At 67.1% G+C, this 24225-nt stretch carries 15 protein-coding genes, 1 rRNA gene and 1 pseudogene (1 of these 17 running past the window's edge); 2 read left to right on the forward strand and 15 right to left on the reverse strand.

Features of this window, described 5'->3' with window-relative positions:
* Nucleotides 1–2186, forward strand: a 23S ribosomal RNA gene (locus ACWPN5_RS16780); it begins 559 nt to the left of the window's first position.
* Nucleotides 2187–2322: 136 nt separating this feature from the next.
* Here ACWPN5_RS16780 and ACWPN5_RS16785 read toward each other — a convergent pair.
* From ACWPN5_RS16785 to ACWPN5_RS16840, 12 genes and pseudogenes are all read right to left on the reverse strand, one after another.
* Nucleotides 2323–3387 carry a GNAT family N-acetyltransferase gene (locus tag ACWPN5_RS16785; protein ID WP_492296413.1) on the reverse strand — a complete coding sequence of 355 codons (1065 nt, stop codon included), beginning with the start codon at nt 3385–3387 and terminating at the stop codon, nt 2323–2325.
* Between the two features lie 38 nt (nt 3388–3425).
* Nucleotides 3426–4433 (reverse strand): NAD(+) synthase, encoded by a 1008-nt coding sequence (gene nadE, locus ACWPN5_RS16790; protein ID WP_137141467.1) that lies wholly within the window; start codon nt 4431–4433, stop codon nt 3426–3428.
* A gap of 93 nt (nt 4434–4526) precedes the next feature.
* The gene (gene asnB / locus ACWPN5_RS16795; protein ID WP_492296416.1) at nt 4527–6545 is read right to left on the reverse strand and encodes an asparagine synthase (glutamine-hydrolyzing); all 2019 of its coding nucleotides are present in this window, start codon (nt 6543–6545) and stop codon (nt 4527–4529) included.
* Between the two features lie 38 nt (nt 6546–6583).
* On the reverse strand, nt 6584–7435 hold the full coding sequence (locus tag ACWPN5_RS16800; protein ID WP_492296417.1) for a class I adenylate-forming enzyme family protein: 852 nt from the start codon (nt 7433–7435) through the stop codon (nt 6584–6586).
* Between the two features lie 82 nt (nt 7436–7517).
* Nucleotides 7518–8144: pseudogene (locus ACWPN5_RS16805) on the reverse strand (AMP-binding protein); the annotation flags it as partial.
* A 64-nt stretch (nt 8145–8208) separates the two neighbouring features.
* A complete protein-coding gene (locus ACWPN5_RS16810) occupies nt 8209–8508 on the reverse strand; it encodes an acyl carrier protein (protein WP_145679156.1) in 300 nt (99 codons plus the stop codon).
* A 540-nt stretch (nt 8509–9048) separates the two neighbouring features.
* A complete protein-coding gene (locus ACWPN5_RS16815) occupies nt 9049–9960 on the reverse strand; it encodes a polysaccharide deacetylase family protein (protein ID WP_145689889.1) in 912 nt (303 codons plus the stop codon).
* Nucleotides 9961–10076: 116 nt separating this feature from the next.
* Nucleotides 10077–11204 carry a glycosyltransferase family 4 protein gene (locus ACWPN5_RS16820; protein ID WP_200478586.1) on the reverse strand — a complete coding sequence of 376 codons (1128 nt, stop codon included), beginning with the start codon at nt 11202–11204 and terminating at the stop codon, nt 10077–10079.
* A gap of 80 nt (nt 11205–11284) precedes the next feature.
* Nucleotides 11285–12484, reverse strand: a complete 1200-nt coding sequence (locus tag ACWPN5_RS16825) for a glycosyltransferase family 4 protein (protein ID WP_492296420.1) — start codon at nt 12482–12484, stop codon at nt 11285–11287.
* 16 nt (nt 12485–12500) lie between these two features.
* Nucleotides 12501–13433 (reverse strand): glycosyltransferase family 2 protein, encoded by a 933-nt coding sequence (locus ACWPN5_RS16830; protein ID WP_145689892.1) that lies wholly within the window; start codon nt 13431–13433, stop codon nt 12501–12503.
* Between the two features lie 63 nt (nt 13434–13496).
* Entirely contained in the window at nt 13497–14834 is a 1338-nt protein-coding gene (locus ACWPN5_RS16835; RefSeq protein WP_145689893.1) for an O-antigen ligase family protein, read from the reverse strand.
* A 291-nt stretch (nt 14835–15125) separates the two neighbouring features.
* On the reverse strand, nt 15126–16571 hold the full coding sequence (locus ACWPN5_RS16840; RefSeq protein ID WP_145689894.1) for an exopolysaccharide biosynthesis polyprenyl glycosylphosphotransferase: 1446 nt from the start codon (nt 16569–16571) through the stop codon (nt 15126–15128).
* 860 nt (nt 16572–17431) lie between these two features.
* On the opposite strand from ACWPN5_RS16840, the gene ACWPN5_RS16845 reads away from it, so the two are divergent.
* Complete coding sequence (locus tag ACWPN5_RS16845) at nt 17432–18913, forward strand: lipopolysaccharide biosynthesis protein (RefSeq protein WP_200478588.1); 1482 nt, start codon at nt 17432–17434, stop codon at nt 18911–18913.
* A gap of 169 nt (nt 18914–19082) precedes the next feature.
* On the opposite strand, the gene ACWPN5_RS16850 is transcribed toward ACWPN5_RS16845, so the two are convergent.
* From ACWPN5_RS16850 to ACWPN5_RS16860, 3 genes are all read right to left on the reverse strand, one after another.
* The gene (locus ACWPN5_RS16850; RefSeq protein WP_492296422.1) at nt 19083–21569 is read right to left on the reverse strand and encodes a cellulase family glycosylhydrolase; all 2487 of its coding nucleotides are present in this window, start codon (nt 21567–21569) and stop codon (nt 19083–19085) included.
* 229 nt (nt 21570–21798) lie between these two features.
* Nucleotides 21799–22725 (reverse strand): class I SAM-dependent methyltransferase, encoded by a 927-nt coding sequence (locus tag ACWPN5_RS16855; RefSeq protein WP_200479204.1) that lies wholly within the window; start codon nt 22723–22725, stop codon nt 21799–21801.
* A 161-nt stretch (nt 22726–22886) separates the two neighbouring features.
* Entirely contained in the window at nt 22887–24146 is a 1260-nt protein-coding gene (locus ACWPN5_RS16860; protein ID WP_492296424.1) for an endo-1,4-beta-xylanase, read from the reverse strand.
* Between the last annotated feature and the right edge of the window lie 79 nt (nt 24147–24225).

Below are 24225 nucleotides of genomic sequence, written 5' to 3' on the forward strand. Positions count from 1 at the left end.
GGGTCAGCGACTTACAGTAAGCAGCGAGCTTAAGGCGATAGCCGGAGGCGCAGCGAAAGCGAGTCTGAACAGGGCGCTTGAGTTGCTTGCTGTAGACCCGAAACCCGGTGATCTAGCCATGGGCAGGTTGAAGGTGCGGTAACACGCACTGGAGGACCGAACTCACGCCTGTTGAAAAAGTCGGAGATGACCTGTGGCTAGGGGTGAAAGGCCAATCAAACCGGGAAATAGCTGGTTCTCCGCGAAAGCTATTTAGGTAGCGCGTCGGGCGATTGCCCACGGGGGTAGAGCACTGGATGGGCTAGGGGGCCTCGCGGCTTACCAAACCTAACCAAACTCCGAATACCGTGGAGCACAGCCCGGCAGACAGACGGTGGGTGCTAAGGTCCATCGTCGAGAGGGAAACAGCCCAGACCGCCAGCTAAGGTCCCCAAATCACGGCTAAGTGGGAAAGGATGTGGGAAGGCCATGACAACCAGGAGGTTGGCTTAGAAGCAGCCATCCTTTAAAGAAAGCGTAATAGCTCACTGGTCTAGTTAAGCCGGCCTGCGCCGAAAATGTATCGGGGCTCAAGCCGTGTACCGAAGCTGCGGATGTGTCTTTGACACGTGGTAGCGGAGCGTTCCGTAAGCCTGCGAAGGGTGTCCGTGAGGCCGCCTGGAGGTATCGGAAGTGAGAATGCTGACATGAGTAGCGACAAACAGTGTGAGAAACACTGTCGCCGAAAGTCCAAGGGTTCCTGCGCAAGGTTAATCCACGCAGGGTGAGCCGGCCCCTAAGGCGAGGCCGAAAGGCGTAGTCGATGGGAACCACGTTAATATTCGTGGGCCAGCGGGTGTGTGACGAATGGGAAAGCGTGTCGGGCCTTATCGGATTGGCCCGGCTGGGGACCCGTTCCAGGAAACAGCCCCCGCATCAGACCGTACCCCAAACCGACACAGGTGGACTGGTAGAGTATACCCAGGCGCTTGAGAGAATGGTGTTGAAGGAACTCGGCAAATTGCCCTCGTAACTTCGGAAGAAGAGGGCCCCGTTGTGGCGCAAGCCATGGCGGGGGGCACAGACCAGGGGGTGGCGACTGTTTACTAAAAACACAGGGCTCTGCGAAGCCGTACAAGGCGACGTATAGGGTCTGACGCCTGCCCGGTGCCGGAAGGTTAAGAGGAGGGGTTCACGCTCCGAATTGAAGCCCCGGTAAACGGCGGCCGTAACTATAACGGTCCTAAGGTAGCGAAATTCCTTGTCGGGTAAGTTCCGACCTGCACGAATGGCGTAACGACTTCCCCGCTGTCTCCAACACCAACTCAGCGAAATTGAACTCTCCGTGAAGATGCGGAGTACCCGCGGTCAGACGGAAAGACCCCGTGCACCTTTACTACAGCTTTGCAGTGGTGCTAGGGATCTCATGTGTAGGATAGGTGGGAGGCTAGGAAGCCCGGGCGCCAGCTCGGGTGAAGCCATCCTTGAAATACCACCCTTGAGGTCTCTGGCATCTAACCGCGCTCCGTTGATCCGGAGCCGGGACCCTGCATGGCGGGTAGTTTGACTGGGGCGGTCGCCTCCCAAAGTGTAACGGAGGCGCGCGATGGTGGGCTCAGAGCGGTCGGAAATCGCTCGACGAGTGCAATGGCATAAGCCCGCCTGACTGCAAGACAGACAAGTCGAGCAGAGACGAAAGTCGGCCATAGTGATCCGGTGGTTCCATGTGGACGGGCCATCGCTCAACGGATAAAAGGTACGCCGGGGATAACAGGCTGATGACTCCCAAGAGTCCATATCGACGGAGTCGTTTGGCACCTCGATGTCGGCTCATCACATCCTGGGGCTGGAGCAGGTCCCAAGGGTTCGGCTGTTCGCCGATTAAAGTGGTACGTGAGCTGGGTTTAGAACGTCGTGAGACAGTTCGGTCCCTATCTGCCGTGGGTGTCGGAGTTTTGCGAGGATCTGTCCCTAGTACGAGAGGACCGGGATGGACATACCTCTGGTGCACCGGTTGTCACGCCAGTGGCATGGCCGGGTAGCTAAGTATGGACGGGATAACCGCTGAAAGCATCTAAGCGGGAAACCCACCTCAAAACCAGAACTCCCTTGAGAGCCGTGACAGACCATCACGTCGATAGGAGGCATGTGGACGGGCGGCAACGCCTGAAGCTGAGCCTTACTAATCGCTCGAATGGCTTGATCCTTCATGAACGTCGTGTGCAGCGGCAAACCGCTCATGCGCTCGGATTATGCATCCTCACAGTCTCGACTTTATGCACGACCCAACGAAAAGGGCGCCCGCAGCCATGCGGGCGCCCTTTTCGTTTCTGGCGGAGCTGCTTACCCGCCGAGATCCTTGAAGCCCATGTCGCTGTCGGCGGCGGTGACGAACCAGTTCTTCGGGTCGCCGATCAGCGGGGTCAGCTCCGGGCGGTCGGCGGCGGGGCGGGCCATCATCCGGGTCGGCTGGCGCAGACCGTTCTTCAGGCACAGGAAGCCCATCATCGACAGGGGACGAGCCGCCTGCGCGTTCAACGTGCGGCAGAGCAGGGCGACCAGCCGGTCCCGCCGGGCGCGCTCGACCAGCAGGGCGAAGGCGGGCATCAGCCAGCCCGGACGGGCCAGATAATCGCAGACCACCCCGACACTCTCGCCGCGCCAGCGGTCCACCCGCAGGACCACATAGGCCACCACCGTCTCACCGCGCATGACGAGGAAGCGGCGGTGCCGCGCCGCGTTGGGGATCTTGTCGAAGCGCCACTGGAGATAGGCGTGGTCGCGCCGGGCGGCACAGAGATGCTGCGGCGCCGCGGCCTCCCACAGCCCGTCCATCCGCTCGTCGAAGCGCTCGACCTCGACCAGCCGGGCGCCGAAGGTCCGGGCGGCCGCGTGGCCGACCAGCGAAGCGGCGCTCATCGCCGGCTTGCCCAGCCGCGCCATCAGGCGGGCCAGTCCGCCGTCATAGGGGCTGACGCGCAGGCAGCGTGGCGGATCGATCACGCGCAGATAGGTCGGGACGTTGCCGAGATCGAGCCAGCCCGCCCGCTTGTAGGATTTGTAGGCGGCGTCGGTCATCGACAGGGAGACGCTCACCTCGCTGGCGGCGGCGTGGGTCTCCGACAGGCCCGGCCCGACGCCGCGCAGCCGCCATTCCGGAGCGACCATCAGGTCGATCGCCCAGGAGGCACGGCGCAGCCGCTGCCCCACCTTCAACGCGAAGGGAATGCCCGCCTGCTGGCCGACGATCCCCCCGTTCCGCTTGCAGACCCAGAGCTGCATCCCCTCCGGATCGGGGGTCGGCGGCTCCTCGAACAGCCAATTGAAATGGGTGTCGTCCAGCAGCGGGGAGTCCGCGCCGAAGTGGTCGCGCTGGAAGGACTCCAGCGCGACGCGATCCTCGGACATGAACCGTTCCACACCCCGCTGAAGCCAGGGCATTGCGGTCATGCGTCGCTCCCATCCACCTCGACCGGCTGCACCAGCGCGGCGTTGCGCAGGATGCGGCCCGACGTGCGGCGCTTCAGGACGATGTCCTTGTAGACGCGGCGGACCTGCTCGACCGACAGGTTGAGGGCGCGGGCCGCCTCGTCCTCCGGCACGCCGCGGCCGTAGGCGCAGAGCGCCAGGTCCAGCTTGTCGTAGGGGATGGCGTAGTAGAACTCCTCCTGCGACTGCGGCAGGGTGTAGGTGTCGGTGCTCGGCGACTGGCTCTGGATGTCATCGGGCAGGCCGAGATAGGCGGCCATCTGGTAGACCTGTGTCTTGAACAGATGGGCGATCGGCTTGAGGTCGGCCAGACCGTCGCCGCCGCGCACGAAGAAGCCCAGTTCATACTCCAGCCGGTTCGGCGTGCCGAGGACCGCGTAGTTCAGCCGGTCGGCGTGGGTGTATTCCATGGTCTTGCGGACGCGCTGCTTCAGGTTGGTGGCGGCGACCACCGACAGATAGACGTCCACCGGCATGCGGCTGGTTTGGCGGTCGCCTTCCGGCGATTCCACCGTCATGGTGAAGTAATTGACGCGGTCGGCGTCGAGCAGGCCGGCGGCCAAGCCGATCTTCTGCTTCCAGCCCGGACCGTATTCCGGGAAGAGACGGCGGATGGCGCTGTCGCGGCGGTCGTAGCAGCCGAGCGCGGTCAGCGGAGCGGTCAGGTTCTCCATGATTGGCTCGATGCCCAGGCTCTCGCAGAGCAACCGGCCGCGGCGGGTGCTGTCCGGCGAGGATTCCTTCTCCGGCATCAGGATGGCCAGGACGCGCTCCGGCCCCAGCGCGCGGACGGCCAACGCCGCGCAGACCGAGCTGTCGATGCCGCCGGACACGCCGAGCACGATGCCCTGGCGCTTCAGGTCATGGGCGACGGTGCGCTGGATGAACTGTTCGATCTCCCGGGCAGCCGCCGCGCAGTCGAGCGAGAGGGCGTTGGCGTCGAAGGGATGCAGGGCGTTCAGCATGGTGTCGGTTTTCCCGGTTGGCGTTGTTGCATCGACTGTGAGAAGGGGACTGTGAGAAGGACTGTGCCTTGGGGACCGCGCCGGGCCGCCGGATCAGGCGGCGGCGGCGCGGTCCAAATGCTCTTCGAGAATGTGGATGGGCGCGGCGTCCAAGCGGGCGCGGAGCGTCGAGGCCCGGCCCGGAAGCTCGTCCAGCACGTTCCGGGCGAGCATCTGGAGGGTGAGAACGCCGACCAGGGCCATCTCCTCGCGCTCGCCGGCCATGCGGCCGTCGGTGCGGTGGGCCTTGGCGGCGAGCGCGGCGACGCCGGCGGCGTCGACCAGCCCGTAGCGGTTCAGCGACTCCTCGGACAGCAGGTCCTGGACATAGGCCGGGGCCCGGGCGCCGAAGAGGGCGGTGGTCATCGGGGCGCGGTAAGGGCGCTTCGGGCGGTGGAAGATCTCCGCCGGCAGCAGGCGCGAGGCGACGCGGCGCAGCGCCAGCTTGTCGCGCAGCCCCAGCATCTTGACCCGGTCGGGCAGGGCGGCGCAGAGGTCGTCCACCTCCGGATCGAGGAAGGGATAGCGGACCTCGATGCTGTTGGCCATCGCCACCCGGTCGCCCTGGCTGGTCAGCAGGTAGGGCGACATGAAGGCGGCGATCTCCGTCCACTGGGTGCGGGCGAGCGGGCTCCAGCGCGACCAGCCGGCGGGCAGATGGGCGGCGACGGCCTCGTCGAAGGCCTGCGCGTTGGCGGCGGAGCGCACGTTCGGCGCCAGCAGGCGCTGGGTCCAGGCGGTGTTCTGCCAGCGGATGCGGTGGGCGTAGAAGGGATCGTCCGTCTCCGTCATGCCGCGCTTCCAGAAGGCCTGCCAAAGCGGGCTGTCCTTCTGGCCGCTGGTGGCGGCGTAGGGATGGATGCGGCTGAGCAGCTTCGGGCGCGCCGTGGAGTGCGGCTGCCGCGCCCAGAAGCGGCGGACCTTGTCCTCCTTGAAGATGTCGTAGCCGGCCAGCCACTCGTCGGCGCCCTCACCGGACAGCACGACGCGGATACCGCTGTCGCGGACGAGGCGGGAGAGCAGGAAGAGCGGCGCCGGGGCGGTGCGGACCAGCGGCGATTCGCCGTGCCAGATCACGTCGGGCAGGGCCGCCTGGATGTCCTCCGCCGTGCAGAGAATGTCGTGATGCTCCGTCCCGACATGGCCGGCGACCAGCCGCTGCTGCGGCGTCTCGTCGAAGGCGTTGTCGGCGAAGCGCACGCCGAAGCTGTGCATCTGCGTGGTGTCGAGCTTGCGGGCCAGCGCCGCGATGACCGAGCTGTCCAGCCCGCCGCTGATGTAGACGCCCACCGGCACGTCGGCGCGCAGCCGCAGGCGGATGGCGTCGAGCAGCTTCTCCTCCAGCCGGTCCGCCGCCTCGTCCAGCGTGATGCGGGACAGGGCGGGGTCGCCGGCCATGTCCGGCTCCCAATAGCGGTCCTCGTGCAGGCGCAGGTCGGCGTCGATGCGGATGGCGGTGGCCGGCGGCACGCTCTGCACCCCGGCGAAGACGCTGCCCTGGGGGGCGACGCTCCAGTGGGTGAAAACTTGGGCGAGGCGGGCGGCGTCGAAGCGCGGCTCGATGCGGCCGCCGCCGAACAGGGCCTTGGCCTCCGACGCGAAGGCGAGATGGTCGCCGCTGCGGGCGTAGAACAGCGGCAGGATGCCCAGCCGGTCGCGGACCAGCCACAGCTCGCGCTTCACCGCGTCCCACAGCCCGATGGCGAACTGGCCGTTCAGCTTGGCCCAGGCGGCGGGGCCGTACTCCTCGAAGGCGTGGACGATCACCTCGGTGTCGGTGCGGGTGTAGAAGCGGTGCCCGCGCGCCTCCAGGTCACGCCGCAGCTCGACGTGGTTGAAGATCTCGCCGTTGAAGGTGATCCAGAGAGTCCGCTCCTCGTTGTGGATCGGCTGGAAGCCGCCGGCCAAGCCGACGATGCTGAGGCGCGCATGGGCGAGCCCGATCCGCCCGTCGCGGTAGAAGCCGTAGCCGTCCGGGCCGCGATGCCCGATCATGGCGATCATGCGCTTCAGTTCGTCGAGTCCGGCGGGCTCGGCACGCGGCCCGGCGAGAACTCCGGCGACACCACACATCGCACGCTCTCCTGTGTGTCGTGATCAGCGGAAAAGGATCAGGCGGTTTCGGCGAGCGTCGCGCGCCGGATCTTGCCGGAGTCGGTCTTCGGCAACTCGTCGCGGATCTCGATGAATTTGGGCACCAGATGGCTTTCCAGGCGGCCCCGGCAGTGCTGGCGGATCGCCATCTCGGTCAGGGTGGCGCCGGGGCGGACGACCAGATAGGCCTTCACCGCCATGCCGTCGGCGGCGTCGGGCACACCGAGAACGGCGGCCTCGACCACGGCTTCCAGCTCGTAGAGGGCGTTCTCGACCTCCTTGGGGCTGACCTTCTCGCCGCGGCACTTGAACACGTCGTCCTTGCGGCTGACGAAGTAGAGGCAACCGTCGGCGTCCATGGTGAAGAGGTCGCCGGTGTAGAGCAGGGTCTCGCCCTGCGGCCCGCTGCGCAGGCGCTTGGCGGTTTCCTCCGGGCGGTTCCAGTAGCCGCGCATCACGTTGGCGCCGCGGACCACCAGCTCGCCAACCTCACCGGGGGCGGCGCGGTTGCCCAGCTCGTCCACCACATAGGCTTCGCAGTTGGGGATGGCCCGGCCCACCGAGGCGGTCTTGGTGCCGAGGTCGCGCGGATCGAGGTAGCAGATGCGGGTGCAGCATTCCGTCATGCCGTACATCGAGTAGAAGGCGGCATCCGGAAAGCGCTCGCGCAGGCGGTCGATGTGGGCGGTCGGCAGCGGGGCCGCCGCGTTGGTCAGATAGCGCAGCGAGGACAGATCGGCGGTCTTCATCGCCTCCATCCCCAGCAGCGTGGAGAAGAAGGTGGGCACGCCGGGCAGGCCGGTGATGCGGTGCTTCACCATGCGCGCCAGCGTTTCCGCCGGGAAGGCGAAGGAGCGTTCCAGGACCACCGTGAAGCCGAACTCGCGCCCCGGTCAGGATCTGCGACAGGCCGTACCCGAAGGTCAGCGGCAGGACGCACATCACGATGTCGTCGGGGGTGTTCTCCAGATAGGTGGAGATCGACCAGGTGGTGTTCACCAGCGCGGCGTGGCTGAGCATGACGCCCTTGGGCCGCCCGGTGGTTCCCGAGGTGTAGAGGATGGCGGCAAGATCCTGGTCGATCAGGCCGCGGTCCTGCGGTTTGAACCCTCCGGACTGGGGGTCCGGGTGGGTGGCCACGATGTCCGTGAAGGAGAGCCCGCCGGCCCCGGCCGGCACGGCGGGCCCAACCCACAGCGTGGTGGCGAGGTGAGGCGCCTCGCCAGCCGCCGGCACAACCTGCCGGGCGAGCGCGGCGGGAGCGATCAGCGCCCGCACGCCGGCGTCGGTCAGGATGTAGGCCAGCTTGTCCGCCTTGGTGGACGGGTTGACGGGGACATAGACGGCCCCGGCCTTCAGCGCGCCGAACAGGCCGGCGACATACTCGATCGAGTTCTCCAGCATGACCGCCACGCGGTCGCCGCGCACCACCCCGGCGGACTGGAGCGCGCAGGCGACGGCGTCGCTCTGGCGGTCCAGCTCGGCGAAGGTGACGGCGTTCTCTCCCGCGATCAGCGCGGTGTGGTGCGGCCGGCTTGCGGCGGTCTCGCTGAGGAACTGATGAAGCAGGTGCGCCATGACGCTGTTCCCTTGCCTGGCTTCGGTGACTGTCCCGATGACCCGTTCCGTCCTGGCGGAAGGATCAGGCCGCGTCCTTCAGGGTCCGCTTGCGCTCGACGTAGGCGGCGATGCGGCTGACCGACTCGAGGTTGTCGGCGACCATGTCCTCGTCCTCGACGATGATGCCGAAGTGCTCCTCGAGGAAGGCCACGACGTGCATGATGCCGGTCGAGTCGATGATGCCGGTCTCCAGCAGGGATTCGGCGTTGTCGAAGCCGGAGTCGCTGCCGAGCAGGAAGTTCTCCACGATGAAGGCGCGGATCTCCTGGGTGGCGGGTGCGCTCAGGGTCGTCGTATCGGTGGTCATGGTGGCGGTCCGCATGTCGCTGGCAACTCCTGTGGGTGTGGTCGTCGATCCTTGGCCGGCAGATCGGGACGGAGGGTCGGCGTCGTTGGGGGATTAATCCAAAGGGCCGATCCGTTCCTTTCGGTGCTACCGCCTCGTTGCGTGGGATTGGGAAAGGGGTTTCCCGTTCCTTGCAGCGAGGTTTCGGCAACGCCGCCGAGTACGTCATTCTTTATTGCATTCGAATGCGGTGTTTTCGAGAGTGCAAAGGATGATCGGACGGTGAAGACAGTGGCTAACCACTCAGGGTCATTGCAATTGAGCAGGGAATACCTTCTCGTACTCTTGGGGAACCCTCTCTGACTTGCGGCGTAGGCGGGCCTATCGCTCTCGTCATGGTTGCTGAGGGGGCGGCGCCCTAATTCCCTCTCCCGTCCCGGGAGAGGGTGGCGCCGAAGGCGCCGGGTGAGGGTGAAAACAAGGATCAAGCACTTGGCCGTTGCCGTACCCTCACCCTTCCCACGCTGCGCGCGGGCCCCTTCCCTCTCCCGGGGCGGGAGAGGGAAAATTAAAAAATCACGCCGCCGGCAGCGGATCGCCGTGCGTCGGGGTGGGGGCCTGCGTGACGCCGCCGTTCTTGCGCTTGCGCAGCCAGGCCGGGATGCCGGTCACCTGCACCGACAGCCAGTCGACCGAGGCGTCGTCGGAAATCGGCACGGCGTGCAGGCGCAGCGGGTCAGCCTTCGGGCCGTTCCAGCCCGGATCGATGGTGCGCGCGGTTCGGTAGCCGGCCTGCCGGATGATCGCCACCTCGCGGTCGCTGAAATCGCCATTGGGGAAGGCGAAATGGCGGCAGGGCAGGCCGGTGGCCTCCTCCAGCTCGGTCTTGCACAGAGCGATCTCCTCGGCGCAGCGCTGGTCGTCGCATTGCAGGAGGATCGGGTGGGTGCGGGTGTGGGCTCCGTAGTCGGTGACGGTGGCCAGACGCCGGACCTCGTCCCAGGTCAGCGACTGGCGGTCGGCGCCGTCCCGGTCGGGATCGTCGCCGGCCTCGGCAAGCCGGCGGCGCCGCTCCGGGTCGGGGAGGCGCTTCAAAGTCTCGGCGCCGATTCGCCCGGCGGCGGCGGTCTTCCACCAATAGGGGCGGGCGGTGCCGACCACGCGGCTGCACAGGTAGATGGTCGGGCGCACCCCGAATTCCGTGAACAGGGATTCCAGGCGGGCGTTGTTGCGGTGGCCGTCGTCGAAGGTGATGACAAGCGGATAGGGCGGCAGGTCACCCCACCGCCCGCTTTCCAGCGCATCGGCCACCGCGTCCAGCGTGGTGAAACTGTAGCGTTCGGCGTACCAGGCGAGATGCGCGCGCATCACCTCCGGGTCCGGATCGTGATACACGACGATCGTCACGTTCCGGCGCGCGAACAGATTTCGGAACAGGGCACCGACTCCCGTCCAGCGCACGATTCCGGCCGCGATGGCTTGCTTCATGGGGATTGGACCTCTGCTGTGTGTCCGGTCCTTCGTTCTGTCTGGCGAGGCGGTTGCGGACCGGTTGAAAGGCAGGACGGGCCCGGTTCTGAACCGGGCCCGGATCGGTGGGATCGTCAGCCGGAGCGCGCCCGGCGCGGCCCGATCGACGCCGCGGGCGCCGATTCGGACAGCCAGCCGCGGGCGTTGCGGCGGTAGATCTCGACGATGCGCTCCCGGTAGACGGCGATGTCGAACTGCCGTTCGAAGCGGCGGCGGGCGCCCTGGCCCAGCCGGCGGCGCAGCTCCGCGTCGTCGATCACGCGGGCCAGCGCCTCGGCCAGGGCCGCCCGGTCGCCCGGCGGCACCAGCAGGCCGGTCTCGTCGTCGGCGATGGCGTCGCCCACGCTGCCGACCGGGGTGGCGACGATGGTCAGGCCGTTGGCCATGGCCTCCAGCACTGACATCGGCAGCCCCTCGAACATCGAGGGCTGGACCAGCACATGGGCCTGCACCAGCTCCTTGCGGCAGCCGGTCTGGTCGAGCCAGCCGGTGAAGCGCACGTGCTCCTCAAGCCCGAGCGCCTTGGCCTGGGCGCGGTAGGTCTCCAGGTCGCCGTCGCCGGCGATGGTCAGCTGCCAGGAGCGGCTGCGGCAGGCCTCCGACGCCAGGGCGTCGAGCAGCACGTCGATGCCCTTCAGCTTGATCAGGCGGCCGAGGAACAGCAGGCGCACCGGCCCGTCCTCCGCGCGCTCCGGGATGGTTTCCGGCCCCGGCACGGCGTTGTGCAGCAGGGTCGTGCGGCGCACCGCCGGGAAGGTGGTGACCACCCAGTTGCGCCAGTATTCGCCCAGCACCACCACCTCGCTGGTCATCTCCATCATGTGGCGGATGGCCCAGCGGGACAGCGGCTTGGCGTCCTCGTAATGCTTCGGGAAACGCCCGCCGTGCAGATGCAGGACGACCGGCACCCGGAACAGCGAAGCCATGGCGACAATCAGCCCCTTGCGCAGGACGCTGCCATACTCCGCCATGTGGATGTGCACGAGCTGGGCCTTGCCGGTCGCGAAGCAGCCGAACAGGCGCAGCAGCGCGGCGGCGAAGTAGAAAGGCATCAGGTGGAATTTCGCGTCCGGCCCGTAGCTGTCGATCACCTCGAACTTCACGTCGGGACGGTTCTCCCGCAGGTCCGTCGTGAAGTTGTCGACGATTCGCCCCATGCCGCCCTTTTCGAGCGTGCCGCCGGGTGAAACGATGTAGATCATATCCGCTCCTGACTGTCGCGCTCCCCTCGCGAAGCTTCAGGGAGGAAGGAATTAAAGGACCCCGCGGAGAAAATGGGTTCTTACTGTCGGCCCGCGCGGGTCAGCGATGGCTTGGCCGCCGCGGCGTCGGGCAGCGCTCCCAATGAGGGGCGCCGGACGGCGTCGGGGCGGTTCAGCTCCGCATAGATGTCCTGAAGGCTGCGGCCATAGGACTCGATGACGAATTTCTCCAGGAACAGCCGGCGCCCCTGCGCCGACAGGCGCGCGTAGAGCGCCGGCTGGGCGGCGAGGTCGCGGACGGCGTGGGCCAGCGCCTCCGGGTCGTTGACCGGGACGATGCGCGCCGTCTCCCCGTCGGTCAGCACCTCCGGGATCGAACCGACCGGAGTGGTGACCACCGGCATGCCGGTGGACAGCGCCTCCAGGATCACCATGGGCAACCCCTCATGGGTCGAGGGCAGCAGCAGCATGTCGTGGTCGCGCAGATGGGCGTGCGCCTGCTCGCGGGAGATCCAGCCCTCGAAGCGGCATTCGCCGTCCACGCCCAGCTCCGCCGCCATGCGGCGGTAGCCCTCGACGTCGCCGCCGCCGCCGATGGTCACGCGGAAGCGGAAGCCCCGGTCCTTCATCAGCCGGCAGGAGCGCAGCAGCGTGCCGATGCCCTTGCGCTCCGACAGGTTGGCGAGCACGAGGAGCGACACGATCGCCCCCTCCGGCGGGGCCGCGCGGACCGGCAGGTCGGCGCCGATGTCCGGCACGGCGTTGTAGAGCACGCGCACCTTGTGCGGGTCCGTCCCGACCGATTGCACCAGGAAGTTCCGCCAGCTCTCGCCGAGCACCAGGGCGATGCCGCAGCGGTCGAACAGCCAGCGGCTGATCGCGCGGGACACCGGCCCCTTGTCGAAATACTCCATGAAGGACGCGCCGTGCAGATGCACGACCGTGGGGCATGAGAACAGACCGGCGAAGAGCTGGACCACCGCCTTGCGCCAGACGCTGGCGTTCTCCGACACGTTGATGTGCACGACCGTCGGGCGGCGGCGCAGCATCAGGGCGCCCAGCCGCGCGAGCGTGCCGGCCAGATAGACCGGCGACAGCAGGGCGCTGCCGGTGCCGCGGGTGTCGAGCACCACGGTGTCCGGGGCGGCCGGGCTGTTCTGGAAGGCGTCGACGATGTAGCCCGTCATCCGCCCAATCCCCCCGCCGCCGTCCAGCGCGCCGGGGGTGGCGAAGACAATGCAGGCGCGGGCCGCCTTCTTGCGCCGGAAACCCATGTCCATCAAACCCATTCTGCCCTCACGCCGCGCCGGGAGCCGAGAAGATGGCCTGACGCAGCCGGCGCCGCAGCCCGACCGGCATCAGCGAATGCATCAGGAAGGTGGTCAGCGCCATCGGGGTCGGCGCGCCGTCGCGCAGCGCCGATTTCAGGATGCGCTTGCGCACCGCCGGGGTCCGCGCCGCCTGCTCCCCGCCGGTCGCCTGGAGCAGCAGGCTGGCGTAGGCGCGCGGCGACAGCCGGGGCCGCACCGACTCCGCCCAGTTCAGGGCCATGTCGATGTTGTGGCAGGTGGACAGGGTGATGCGGTCGGATTCCGTATAATGGATCGCCAGCACCTCGGGCACCGTCACCAGGGCGCAGCTTTCGATCTGCCCGCAGGAGATCAGCCACTCCCAGTCGTCGAAGGCCGACTTCGGGATCGGCTGGCGCTGGAGCAGCGCCTTCGGGGCGAGCAGGGTGGTGGTGGGGGCGAAGGTCTCGCCCTTGAACAGCCCGTGGCGGACGAACAGGTAGTCGCCGATCCGGTCCCGCGGGGTGCACAGGCGCCGCGGCCATTCGAAGTCGCCGCGGGCGGTGACCACCTTGCAGCGGCAGCTCATGATCGGGTAGCGCACGCCGGGCGGGCGGGCGGCCATCTGCAGGGCGATCTTGCCCGGCATCCATTCGTCGTCGTCGTCGAGGAAGGCGATCCAGGCGCCTTCCGCGCGTTCCACGCCCAGATTGCGGGCACCGGCGGCGCCGCGGTTCTGTTCCAGCGCGATCACGGTCAGGCGCGGATCGCCGAACGCCCTCAGACGCTCCTCGGTGGCGGGGTCGGGGCCGTCGATGACGACGACGACTTCGAGCGGGGCGTAGGTCTGGGCCAGGGCGCTCTCCACGGCCCGCGCGACCATGTCCGGCCGGTTGCGGGTGGGGATGACGACGGTGACCATCTCTTGCGGGGGCGTCATGACACTACCTTCTGTCGCGACGGAGATTTCGGGGGATGGAACATGCGGGGGCCTCCGTATCCGTCAGCCGGGCCGGGCCGGACCGCTCCAGCCGGCGGCCGACGGCCCGCCGTAGGAGGTTCCGTAGGGGGAGGAGCTGGCGAAGCCGGCGTGGGCGGCCTGCTGCTGGTCGTGCATCCGGGCCTGCATCTTCGCCCAGCGACGGCGCTGCACGAGACGGGTCACCGCGATCACCAGCACGATCCAGTTCAGGGAATGGCGTTCCAGGAACACGCTCTCCGACACCGAGATCAGCAGCAGCGCGCAGCCGACGGTGAAGATCCAGGCGGGCTCGGCGCGGTTCTCGCTGTAGCGGATGGCGCCGAAGCCCTGGATCAGCAGGCGGCCCATCAGCATCGCCGTCAGGATCACGCCGGGCAGGCCGAGGTCGAGCCACGCCTCCATCCACCCGTTGTGGGCGGAGTTGATGCCCCAGCCCTGGGTGAAGGTGCTGCCCGGACCGTAGGCTCCGTACCAGTAGGCGCCGTAGCCCCAGCCGAGCAGGAAGCGGTCCTGGATCGACATCAGCGTGTGTTCCCACAGCACCGTGCGTCCGGTCAGCGTCGGGTCGCGGCCCAGCATGTAGAGGATGTCGTGCCAGAAAGTCGTGCCGCTGGTGATGCCGACCACCGCGACCAGCAGGACGAAGGCCATGGCCGGGGCGAAGCTGCGGATGCCGCCGCGCACGAAGCCGCTGGCCAGCAGCAGGCCGGCGACCAGGATCGAGGTCACCAGGCCGGTGCCCGACCGGCTCATCACGATCAGCAGCAGGGCCATCAGCAGCAGCGGCCGGACCACCCAGCGCTTGCCCTCGCGCGTCCAATCGAGCCAGAGCAGGCAGAGCACCAGCCAGACCATCATGCGGCCGGTCACGTTCTTCTGCCAGAAGATGCCCTTCCAGGCGCCGACATGCTGCTCGTGGTCGAGCCCGACCGCCGGCATGGCGAAGACCGAGGCGTAGGACAGCACCATCAGGATCGACAGGCCGGTCGCCAGCATCCGGATGATTTCCGGGAAGGTGTAGCGCAGCGCCAGATAGACGGCGAAGGCGGTGGTGAACAGGAAGGCCACCGCGCGGCGCAGCGTCACGTCCGGGTAGATCGACCACAGGGCCGACAGGAAGGCCAGCGCCACGATCAGCGACACCGCCGGGCTTCCCGTCGGGATGCGGAAGGCCAGGCTGGGCCGCAGCGCGATCAGGCCCAGGATCATGACGTAGACGGCCATGAAGTAGATCACCGCGCCCGGCGCGTCCGGATCGGTCGTTCCGCCGCCGGTCAGCAGCGCCGGGAGCACCGAGCCGCCGAACGAGACGATGCAGAAGACGGTGATGCTCTTTTCCAGAACTTCGAGGACTTTCATGGGGCCGCTGTTCCGGTGAAAAGGGCTGCTATGGCAGTGAACGCCCATGGCGGGCGCACCGCATCGTTTTCTGAAGATGCCAACCCGATGCCCGGACCTGTAGCCGGGCGGAGGCATTAGGCCTAAGGAGGCCGTCCCCATCGGGGCTACCTCCGGTTGGGCCATCCACCCCGATCTTGCGGGTCCCGCAGGGCCTATGACGGCCGGTCCCGGCGGCGTCGGAGCGGAGCCCAGAAAAGGGAAAGCCCCTCTCCCGGGTGGGAAGAGGGGCCTGGATGAAGCGCTGCGGGGTCATGACCCTTCGCCCTTGAGGACGATCACCGCCGTCTTGCACAGGATGTAGAAGTCGAACAGCAGGCCGCAGTTGCGGACATAGAAGACGTCCATCGCGACGCGTTCCTGGAAGGTGGTGCGGTGGCGCCCCGACACCTGCCAGTAGCCGGTCAGGCCCGGACGGACGGAGCCGATGACCTCGGCCGAGGCGCCGACCTCCGGCAGTTCCTTGGGCATGTAGGCGCGCGGGCCGATCAGGCTCATGTCGCCCATCAGGATGTTCACCAGCTGCGGCAGCTCGTCGAGCGAGGTCTTGCGCAGGAAGCGGCCGATCGGGGTGATGCGCGGATCGTAGGTCAGCTTGTGGTAGGTCATGTACTCTTCGCGCATCTTCGGATCGTTCTCCAGCAGGCGCTGGAGATGCTCCTCCGCATTGATGTGCATCGAGCGGAACTTCAGCACGTCGAAGGTCTTGTCGCCGCCGGCCCAGCGCTTCTGGCGGAACATCACCGGACCGGGGCTGTCCAGACGGATCGCCGCGGCGATGCCGAGCATCAGCGGCGCCACCGCCACCAGCAGGAGGCCCGACAGCAGGATGTCGAGCGCGCGGCGGATGCGCAGGTAGCTGGTCGGCGGACGGACCGAGACGCGGAGCGCCAGCGAACCGTGCAGGTTGTGGTAGGTGGCGTCGACGGCGCTGACGTTGCCCTCGCCCAGCAGGCAATAGACCTGCTTGAAGGGCAGCCGGCCGACCAGAGTCGTCAGGTCAGCGCCATGGCGCCCGATGTCGGCGACAATGGCCGCCTGGGCCTGCTGGGCGTAGGCCGGGGACTTGGCGAGCAGGTCGGTCGAGCCGACCACCGGCAGGTTGGCGACGCGGGTCTGCCACAGCGTGTCGTCGTCGTCGAAGAAGCAGACCGGGCGCATCCCCAGCCAGGGCAGGCGCTGCAGCTTCTCCGCGATGGCGGCACCCTGCGGGCCGGCGCCGACGATCACCACCGGGGTGCGCCAGTTCAGCGCGCTGGCCATCAGCCCGTGCACCAGCAGCAGGTCGGCGGCGTAGGTGATCGCGAAGCCGATCAGGGCGACCGACAGCGCCTCGACGAAGAAGGAGCGGAAGCCGTCCATCACGATGAAGGGCACGGCCAGCACGGCGACCGACAGCAGGGCCGCCTGGAACGTGCGGCGGGTGCGCTCCAGGTAATCGAAGCGGCCCAGCGAATAAATTCCGAAAACCGATTTCACCAGCGGCACCAGCATGAGGCCGGTGACCAGGGCGCGCTGCGACAGGTCCGCTTCCGGAGTCAGGGTGTCGCTTCCGAACAGCTGGATGAGCGTCCAGCCGAGCAGGGCGAGCATGAAGCCGTCGGACAGAGCCAACAGCAGCCCGGGTCCCACCGTCGGCATGGCCGTCTTCTTCACCGGGGCCAGATTGATGACCGCTTCTGGGTCGAGTTTGCTCATCGCAGGTCCCATTTATGTGTGAAACGGAATGTCATCCGCCTCGCGCCTGACCTAACGCGCCGCAGCGTAAGACGGTCTCTCATCAGCTTTTTCTTTGAGTCTTTCTGTGTTTCGAAAGACACACAAATATCAGCGCGTGCCTTGGCTCTGTGCAGACAGATCAGGAGGTTGCGCTGTTCTCCACGAATTAGGATAAAGGCCGCCGTCAATCAACAAATCACAAGAGGCTTCCTCCGCCAGCGGCGATACCCCTTACATCCAGAGTGGATTCCCTTGGATGAGTGTGAAGAGATTAAGGAAAGTGGGTGACTTCGTCCGGATCATCCGGATCGGTGGCGGCGCTGCCACCGCCGCTCCCCGGCTACTCCTTTCCTCCCCGCAAATTGGGGGTATTCGAGGGATGTTCCCGCTCCCCTATGGTCGGGTGCGCCACCGGGCGGCGGTGCGTTTCCCCCAGGTTGGCCTGCCCGTCCCGCCGAGGTGGAGGCACGGACGTATCCCATAAGACTCCGTTGGGCGATTCCGGATGAGGGGGTGTCTCCAACGCCCCGTTGATCGCGGTGGAGTGCCCTCGCAGGCTGGGCCGGTTGTCTGCCTGACTGGTGAACCGTGTTGCCCCCACCCTGACCCTCCCCCGCTAGCGCAGGGGAGGGGACTGCCGCCGCTCCGCGATCATCTCCCTCCCCTGCGAAAGCGGGGGAGAGCCGGGGTGGGGGGACGGGTTGCCATCGGGATACGTCCGAAGAGGACGACGACGGCACCAACGCGAAATTGAAACGTCCCGGTCCGGTTCCAATCATCGGAATTGCGTTCGCGGGTGCGGCAGCGCCGCCCCACCGGAGTTCTAGGCGGAGTTCCTGATGGCGTCCGAAGCAGCGACGATCTTGAAACACGGTTGGCTGTTCATGCTGGCCAACGTGGTGAACCGGGCTGCCGGGCTTTTGCTCCTGCCGCTCTACACACGGCTTCTCAGCCCTTCCGAATTCGGCGTCTACGCGCTGGTGGTGGTGGTCGCCGACCTGCTGGCGGTCATGCTGATGATCGGCATGAACAACGCCTTCACCGCCGTCTATTTCGAGCACGCGGAGGAGGGCGACCGGCGCCGCGTCGCCAGCACCTGCCTGCTGGCGGTGGTCGGCACCTCGGTGGCGATGGTCGGGCTGGCCTGGCCGCTGGGCATGGCGGGAAGCTGGGCGATGTTCGGCGACACCGGCCACGCGGCGGTGATGGCGATCGCGCTCGCCGGGGTCGCCCTGACCACCCTGTTCGAGCTGGCGCTGGCCTATTACCGGGCGCGCAAGCGCTCGGGCCTGTGCCTGCTGGTGTCGCTGGCCAAAGTCGTCGCCCTGCTGGCCTTCAACCTGCTGTTCCTGTGGGCGCTCGGCCTCGGGGTGGAGGGCATCTTCCTGGCGAACGGCGCGTCCTTCCTGGCGCTCGGCCTCCTGCTGGTGGTGGCGATCCTGAAGGACACGGGCTTCTCCTTCTCCCTGCCGATCCTGAAGCGGGTGGCGGCGCTGGGGCTGCCTTACGCGCCGCAGTCGCTGCTCGACATCGCCAACAACTTCGTCTCGCGCTGGCTGCTGAACATCCTGCTGTCCACCGCGGCGGTCGGGCTGTTCGCCTTCGGGATGCGGCTGTCGCAGATCCTCTTCATGTTCCTCACCGCCTCCTTCCTGCAGATCTGGTCGGTCAGCCGGCTGGAGTCCCAGCACGGCGCGGCGGACCACGGCCAGGCGGACTTCGTCTTCCACCTGTTCGTCGTCCTATTGACCGGGGCCGGGCTGGGGCTGGCGCTGACCGCGCCGGAGATCCTCTGGCTGATCGCGTCGGCTGACTACACGCCGGTGCTGACCAGCATGCCTTTCCTGGTGCTGGCCTATGTGCTGCACGGGGTGCGGATGAATCCGGAGGTGGCGATCCTGAAGGCCAAGCGCGTCGGCGTGCTGCCCTGGATCTCCGCGGCCAGCCTCGCGGTGGGGTCGGCGCTGGCGCTGGCGCTGGTCTGGCAGTGGGGCCTGCTCGGCGCCGCTCTGGCCAATCTCGGACGCGAGGTCTTCCAGATCCTCCTGACCGAGACGGTGCGCCGGCGCATCTGCCGCGACGAGGTGCCGCTGAACGCCGTGCGCATCGGCTGGATCCTGGTGCCGGCGGCCTTCGCCTACGCGGCGGGCTGGTACCTGTTCGGCACCGAGGTCGACCCGGCCTTCACCGCCGAGAAGGTGCTGCTGGTGCTGGTGTTCCTGGCGGCGGCGGTGTTCGGTCCGGGCATGGGATCGACGGGCCGGGCGATGCTGGGCAAGCTGCTGCTGGGCCGCGTCCGCCGCCTGCAATCGGCGTCCTGAGATTTTCCCTCTCCCGCCCCGGGAGAGGGAAGGGGCCCACGCGTCAGCGTGGGAAGGGTGAGGGTGCCGCCAAGGATCGGTGCCTGATCCTCGTACGACCCTCACCCGCCCGCTACGCGGGCACCCTCTCCCGGGGCGGGAGAGGGGACCTTCACCGCTTCCGCGGTCGTTACGCGGCCTGATGCTCGAGCATCAGGCTCACGGCCTCCACCGTCATCATGTGCGAGAAGTCGACCGACGACAGGTCGAGCGTGGACTGCACGCCCACCGACTGCACCGTCGCCGTGTCCTGGGCCAGGCTGTGGGCCAGCAGGTCCGCCGACAGGGCCTGGGCGGTGCCAGGCGGGTTGATGGTGCCGATGCCGGTCCCGTCGGCGATGGTCGCCTGCGTCGGGTTGGAGAGCTTCAGGTTGAAGGTCTCGACACCCTCGACCACGTCGTCGCTCAGCACCTTGACGGCGACCGTCTTGGTGGTCTCGCCGGCGGCGAAGGTCAGCTTGCCGCTGGTCGCCAGATAGTCCGAACCGGCCTTGGCCGTGCCGTCCGCCGTGGCGTAGTCCACCGTCACCGTCTGGTTGTAGGCCTGGGACAGCTTCACCGTGAACACGGCGTCGGTGGTGACCGGGCTGGCGGCAGTGCTGCTGTACAGGCCCGCCTTGATGGCGTTGTACTTGTTGTAGTCCACCTTCCAGCTGTCGTTCATGATTCCGCCGGTGTCGCCCGAACCGGGGCTCCAGGCCCAGTAGGTCCAGCTCGCCCCCTGGTCGCCCGCGGCGAGGTCGATCTTGCCGTCGCCGTTCCAGTCGCCGTTCATGTACTGGATCAGCTTGGGCATCCACGCCTTGTCGATGGCGGTTTCCATGCGGCTGCCGAACTCGCCGACCAGGATCGGGGTCTCGTCGTTCTGGATGAAGTGGCCCCACATCTGGTCCCACTTCGCCGGCATGTTGTTCGGGAAGTTGTTGGCCTTGAACCAGTCCATCATGTAGAGCGACGGGCCGTAGTCGTGGACCGAATAGACCAGCTTGCCCGGCTCGTTGAACTTGACCTCGTAGTTCTTCTCGCCCAGCAGGTTGCCGCCCCACCAGTACCACTGGTTCTGATAGGTCTCGACGCCCTCGACGATCAGCAGCCAGTCCTTGTTGACCGACTGGATGGCGTTGCCGATGCGCTCCGCGGCGCGGGCCCAGTCGTTCGGGCCGCCGTCGCCCCAGGTCGCCGGGTTGTGTGGCTCGTTGTGCAGGTCGGCGCCGATGACGGCGTCGTTGCCCTTGTAACGGGTCGCCAGCATCTTCCAGTTTTCGATCATCTTCGATTCCGGGTACTGGCTGGTGTACCAGAGCCCGTTCTCGTTGGCCGACGCGCCATCGCCGGAGCGGTGGTGGTCGAGGATGATCTTCATGCCGATCTTGTCGGCGTAGTCGATGATCTTGTCGAAGACCTCCAGCGAGGTCTTGCCGCGCAGGTCGGGGTTCTTCGAATAGTCGATGCCGGTCGGCATGCGGCCGTTGTCGAGCATCGCGTCGGAGTAGGGCAGGCGGATGGTGTTGAAGCCCAGATCCTTCATCTGGTTCATGTGGCTCTGGTAGCTGTCCATCCACAGCCCCTGCGGCGCGAAGGCGTAGCCCTCGGCCCCGAACCAGTTCACGCCGGTCAGCTTCACGGCCTTGCCGCTGCTGTCCATGATCTGGCCGCCCTCGGTGTGCAGGAAGCCCGGCGCGATGCCGGTGGTCTTGCCGGTCGGCTCCGTCACCGAGACGTCGCTGACCGACAGGGTCGGCTTGGTCGGGGTGGGGGCCGGCGGGTTGGTCGGGGTGGTGGGGTTGTTCGGGTTCGAGGAGCCGGCGAAGAAGCTCTTGTCAGCGTCGACGACCAGCGTGCCGTTCCACCACATGCCGGACTGGCCCTTGACCACGTCCTTGCCGTCCAAGGCGCCCTTGTCATAGGTGACGATGCTGTCGGTGGGCAGGACCGACTTGCCGTTGATGGTGATCTTGTTGACCAGCAGGTTGCGGTCCTGGCCGTTGATCGTGGCGTCGTTGTCGTACTGGATCTGGACCTTGTGCGCCTGATCCGCCGTGGCGTTGATCGAGAAGGCGTAGTCCTTGGCCGAGGTGCCGGCCATGCCCTCGCCGACCTTCTTGCCGTCGATCAGCAGGTTGAAATGCGCGTTGACGCCGGCTGCGGCGTTGCCCTGCAGGTTCAGGATGACCTGGGTGTTGCCGGCGGGGGCCGGCGGCGTCGGGACCGGGAAATAATCCTTGGTCAGAGCGAAATCGAGCGAACCGTCCCACCACATGCCTTCCTGGCCGGGAATCACGTCCTTGCCATCGGAGGCGCCGCGGTCGTAGCTGACCAGCGAGCTGGTGGAGGCGACGGACTTGCCGTTCACTTCCAGCGACTTGACGAGCAGGTTGCGGTCCTGCCCGTTCACAAAGCCGTCGTTGAAGTAGACGATCTGCAGCTTGTGCGCCTGATCCGGTGCGACCTGGGCCTTGAAGGTGTAGCGGCCGTCGCTGGTCGAGCTGACCGTCGCCTGGCCGAGGTTGACACCATCCAGGAGCAGCCGGAACTGCGGCCAGATCCCGCCGGCAGCCTGCCCCGAGGCGTTGACGACGAAGGTCGTGTCGACGAGACCCGTGGTGGTCGTTGCCATTGGAAGTAACCTCTCTCCATTTTCGGTGGAGCAAAGGTGAGGCCCAATTGGTTAACGAGGTATTTCGGATTTTAGGGAAATGCGGCTCAAAAGCCACGCTGGGCTGTGAAAAGAATGAGGCGCGAGAAACCGCCTTCGCTGCGGTTTCCGCGCCACAGTGGGGCCTTGCGGCCACGGGGAGGGAGAAGTGTAAAGTCTTGTTACAGAATGGTTTCCGAAATCCGCCGCCTCAGCCCTCGTGACTTTTGTGAGCCACCATGAAGACCTCCGGCCGGAACAGGTAGAGCTGGCCGAGCTTGCCGAGCTTGCGCCGTAGGGTTAACGGCATCGCTCCCATGAAGGATTCCACGGCCTTCACATAGGCGAGGTATGCGCGACCGGACCCATGGATGTGCATGCGCCGGCGGACCGCCATCGGGGCGATGTAGACGGCCTCCATCCGGGTGAAGCCGGCCTCGCGCAGCGCGCGCTCGGTCTCGCTCCAGGTGTATTCGCGCAGATGCATGCAGATCGGCTCATCCAGCCCGAAGACCTCCGACAGGTCCATCGGCCCGGCGTGCTTGTGCGGCATGCTGAGCACGTAGCGGCCGCCCGGCTTGAGGATGGCGTGCACGTTGGACAGGTGCACGGACACGTCCTCGGGGTGGAGATGCTCGATGACGTGGGTGGAGACGACGGCGTCGTAATGGCCGCGCGGCTCGAACTCGGCGAGGTTCACGCCGTCGCAGCAGCGCCACGTCACGTTGGAGCGCTCGTCGGTCCAGCGCTCGCCGCGCTCGCGGGTGATCTCGGTGGCGACGCAGCGGTGGCCGTGGCGGGCCAGATAACTGAGCAGCCGGCCCTTGCCCGACCCGACCTCGTAGACGTCCCGCGCGCCTTTGAGCAGCGTCAGGAAATGGCGGAAGTCCAACTCGTCGTTCTGCGCCGCCGTGTCGACCGCGTCGTTCAGCCAGGGGCACGCGCTGTAGAGGGTGGTGTAGTTCCGCTCGAACACCGTCCAGCGCTCTTCGCGCCGGGAATCCAGCAGCTCGCGGGCGAGCTGGCGTTCCAGGTCCCAATGCTGGCGGACCATGGTTTCGCTGAGGGGGTAGTTCGGGGCCAGACCGAACTTCCGCTTGTAGCGGGCGACCAGCTCATCCGACGTCAACGTGTCCACAGATCACCTCGTTGGGAGAAACGCCGCTGTTCCGATAATCTAAGGTCGTTGTCGGAAATCCTTACAGGCGCGGACGGCGGAACGGGCCGCGCGATCGGGCGGGGTAACGGGGCCGGAAGGGGTACCGCGCCGCCTCCCGGCCGGAGTCACCCCGACTGGCCTCACCCCGACCGGTTGCGCCCGCGCAGCGCCTGCACCGACGCCTCGTACAGCGGCAGCGGGCGCGACGCCGCGTCGTAGGGGGAGGGGTGGGGCTTCAACTCCGGCATCTCGCGGGAGATGTAGTTCAGGTCGGAGCGCAGGTGCCACCAGCACAGCTCGGCCAGCCGCGCGTTGCCGGCGATGTCGCCCAGATACTGCCCGGCCAGGAAGGCCATGGCGCGGTCCTTCTCCGCCCGCGACCAGGAGCGCGGCAAATGCTTCTCGTTCACGTCGAACTCGGTGATGTGGATGGGCAGGCCCAGCCGGTCCATGGCCCGCAGGAAACCCTTCATGCCCTCGCGGTCGTAGGGCTTGCCGGCCATCAGATGGCTCTGCAGCCCCACCCCGTCGATCGGCACGCCGCGATTGACCGCGTCGGTCAGCCAAGTCTGGAAATAGGCGCGCTTGCGCTGCTGCCAGCCCTCGTCGATCTCGATGCCGAATTCGTTGATGACCAGCTTGGCGGAGGGGAATTCCTTGCGGATGTGGTGGAAGAAGGGGTCGAGCCACTCCGGTCCCTTGGCGCCGCCGGCCACCACCCACCACATGCCCTTGCGGAAGCCGTAGCGGTCCTGCTCCTGCGGGTGGCTGCGCTCGGTTTCCCAGAAGAAGGCCTCGTTCATCACGTCGATGCGGTAGAAATTGTCGCCGTAGCGCTGCTTGACCGCCGCGACCATGGCGGTGAAGCGCGGCCAGTAATTGTCCTCGGACAGCGTGCCGTCGGCCGAGAAATAGGCGCTCTCCGCGATGCCCAGCGCGTGCTGGCGGCTGGCCGGCAGCGTCATGTAGTCGGGCATGCCCATGTGCTGCCACAGGGCGCAGTGCCAATTGGGCTTGGCGCCGATGCGGCGGGCCAGCTCCACCCCGGCATCGAAGCGACCCCAGTCGAAATTGCCCTCCTGCGGCTGGAAGACGGCCCATTTGCCGCCGTTCTCGGGCGTCACCACGTCGCATTCCCGCGCCATCAGCGTGTCGAGCATGGGGTCTTCCGGCTCGATCAGATGGTCGCGGGCGGCGCCGTGCAGAATGCCGGCGGCCCGGCAGGCGTCGCGCAGGGTGGGGTTGGGCACCGCGGCAACGGACGCCGCCTCGGCGACGGCGGGGCCGGCGGCGGCCTTGCAGCTTGCCAGCACCGCGGCGGCTGCGGCGGCGCGCAAGGCGTCCCGGCGCGTGAAGGAGAGGGATTTCGGCGAGGTGGCTTTCGGCGAGGTCTGGGCCATGGGCGTCGGGCCTCGTGTGGTTTGCGATGAAATGAAAATTCCCTCTCCCCCCTGGGGAGAGGGTTAGGGTGAGGGGGTT

The sequence above is a fragment of the Azospirillum sp. UENF 211521 genome, from assembly GCF_058780535.1.

Excerpts from the sequence above, each read along its gene's own strand:
- ACWPN5_RS16785 (WP_492296413.1), bottom strand. The coding sequence starts at position 3,387 with ATGTCCGAGGATCGCGTCGCGCTGGAGTCCTTCCAGCGCGACCACTTC.
- nadE (WP_137141467.1), bottom strand. The coding sequence starts at position 4,433 with ATGCTGAACGCCCTGCATCCCTTCGACGCCAACGCCCTCTCGCTCGAC.
- asnB (WP_492296416.1), bottom strand. The coding sequence starts at position 6,545 with ATGTGTGGTGTCGCCGGAGTTCTCGCCGGGCCGCGTGCCGAGCCCGCC.
- ACWPN5_RS16810 (WP_145679156.1), bottom strand. The coding sequence starts at position 8,508 with ATGCGGACCGCCACCATGACCACCGATACGACGACCCTGAGCGCACCC.
- ACWPN5_RS16815 (WP_145689889.1), bottom strand. The coding sequence starts at position 9,960 with ATGAAGCAAGCCATCGCGGCCGGAATCGTGCGCTGGACGGGAGTCGGT.
- ACWPN5_RS16820 (WP_200478586.1), bottom strand. The coding sequence starts at position 11,204 with ATGATCTACATCGTTTCACCCGGCGGCACGCTCGAAAAGGGCGGCATG.
- ACWPN5_RS16825 (WP_492296420.1), bottom strand. The coding sequence starts at position 12,484 with ATGGACATGGGTTTCCGGCGCAAGAAGGCGGCCCGCGCCTGCATTGTC.
- ACWPN5_RS16830 (WP_145689892.1), bottom strand. The coding sequence starts at position 13,433 with ATGACGCCCCCGCAAGAGATGGTCACCGTCGTCATCCCCACCCGCAAC.
- ACWPN5_RS16835 (WP_145689893.1), bottom strand. The coding sequence starts at position 14,834 with ATGAAAGTCCTCGAAGTTCTGGAAAAGAGCATCACCGTCTTCTGCATC.
- ACWPN5_RS16840 (WP_145689894.1), bottom strand. The coding sequence starts at position 16,571 with ATGAGCAAACTCGACCCAGAAGCGGTCATCAATCTGGCCCCGGTGAAG.
- ACWPN5_RS16845 (WP_200478588.1), top strand. The coding sequence starts at position 17,432 with ATGGCGTCCGAAGCAGCGACGATCTTGAAACACGGTTGGCTGTTCATG.
- ACWPN5_RS16850 (WP_492296422.1), bottom strand. The coding sequence starts at position 21,569 with ATGGCAACGACCACCACGGGTCTCGTCGACACGACCTTCGTCGTCAAC.
- ACWPN5_RS16860 (WP_492296424.1), bottom strand. The coding sequence starts at position 24,146 with ATGGCCCAGACCTCGCCGAAAGCCACCTCGCCGAAATCCCTCTCCTTC.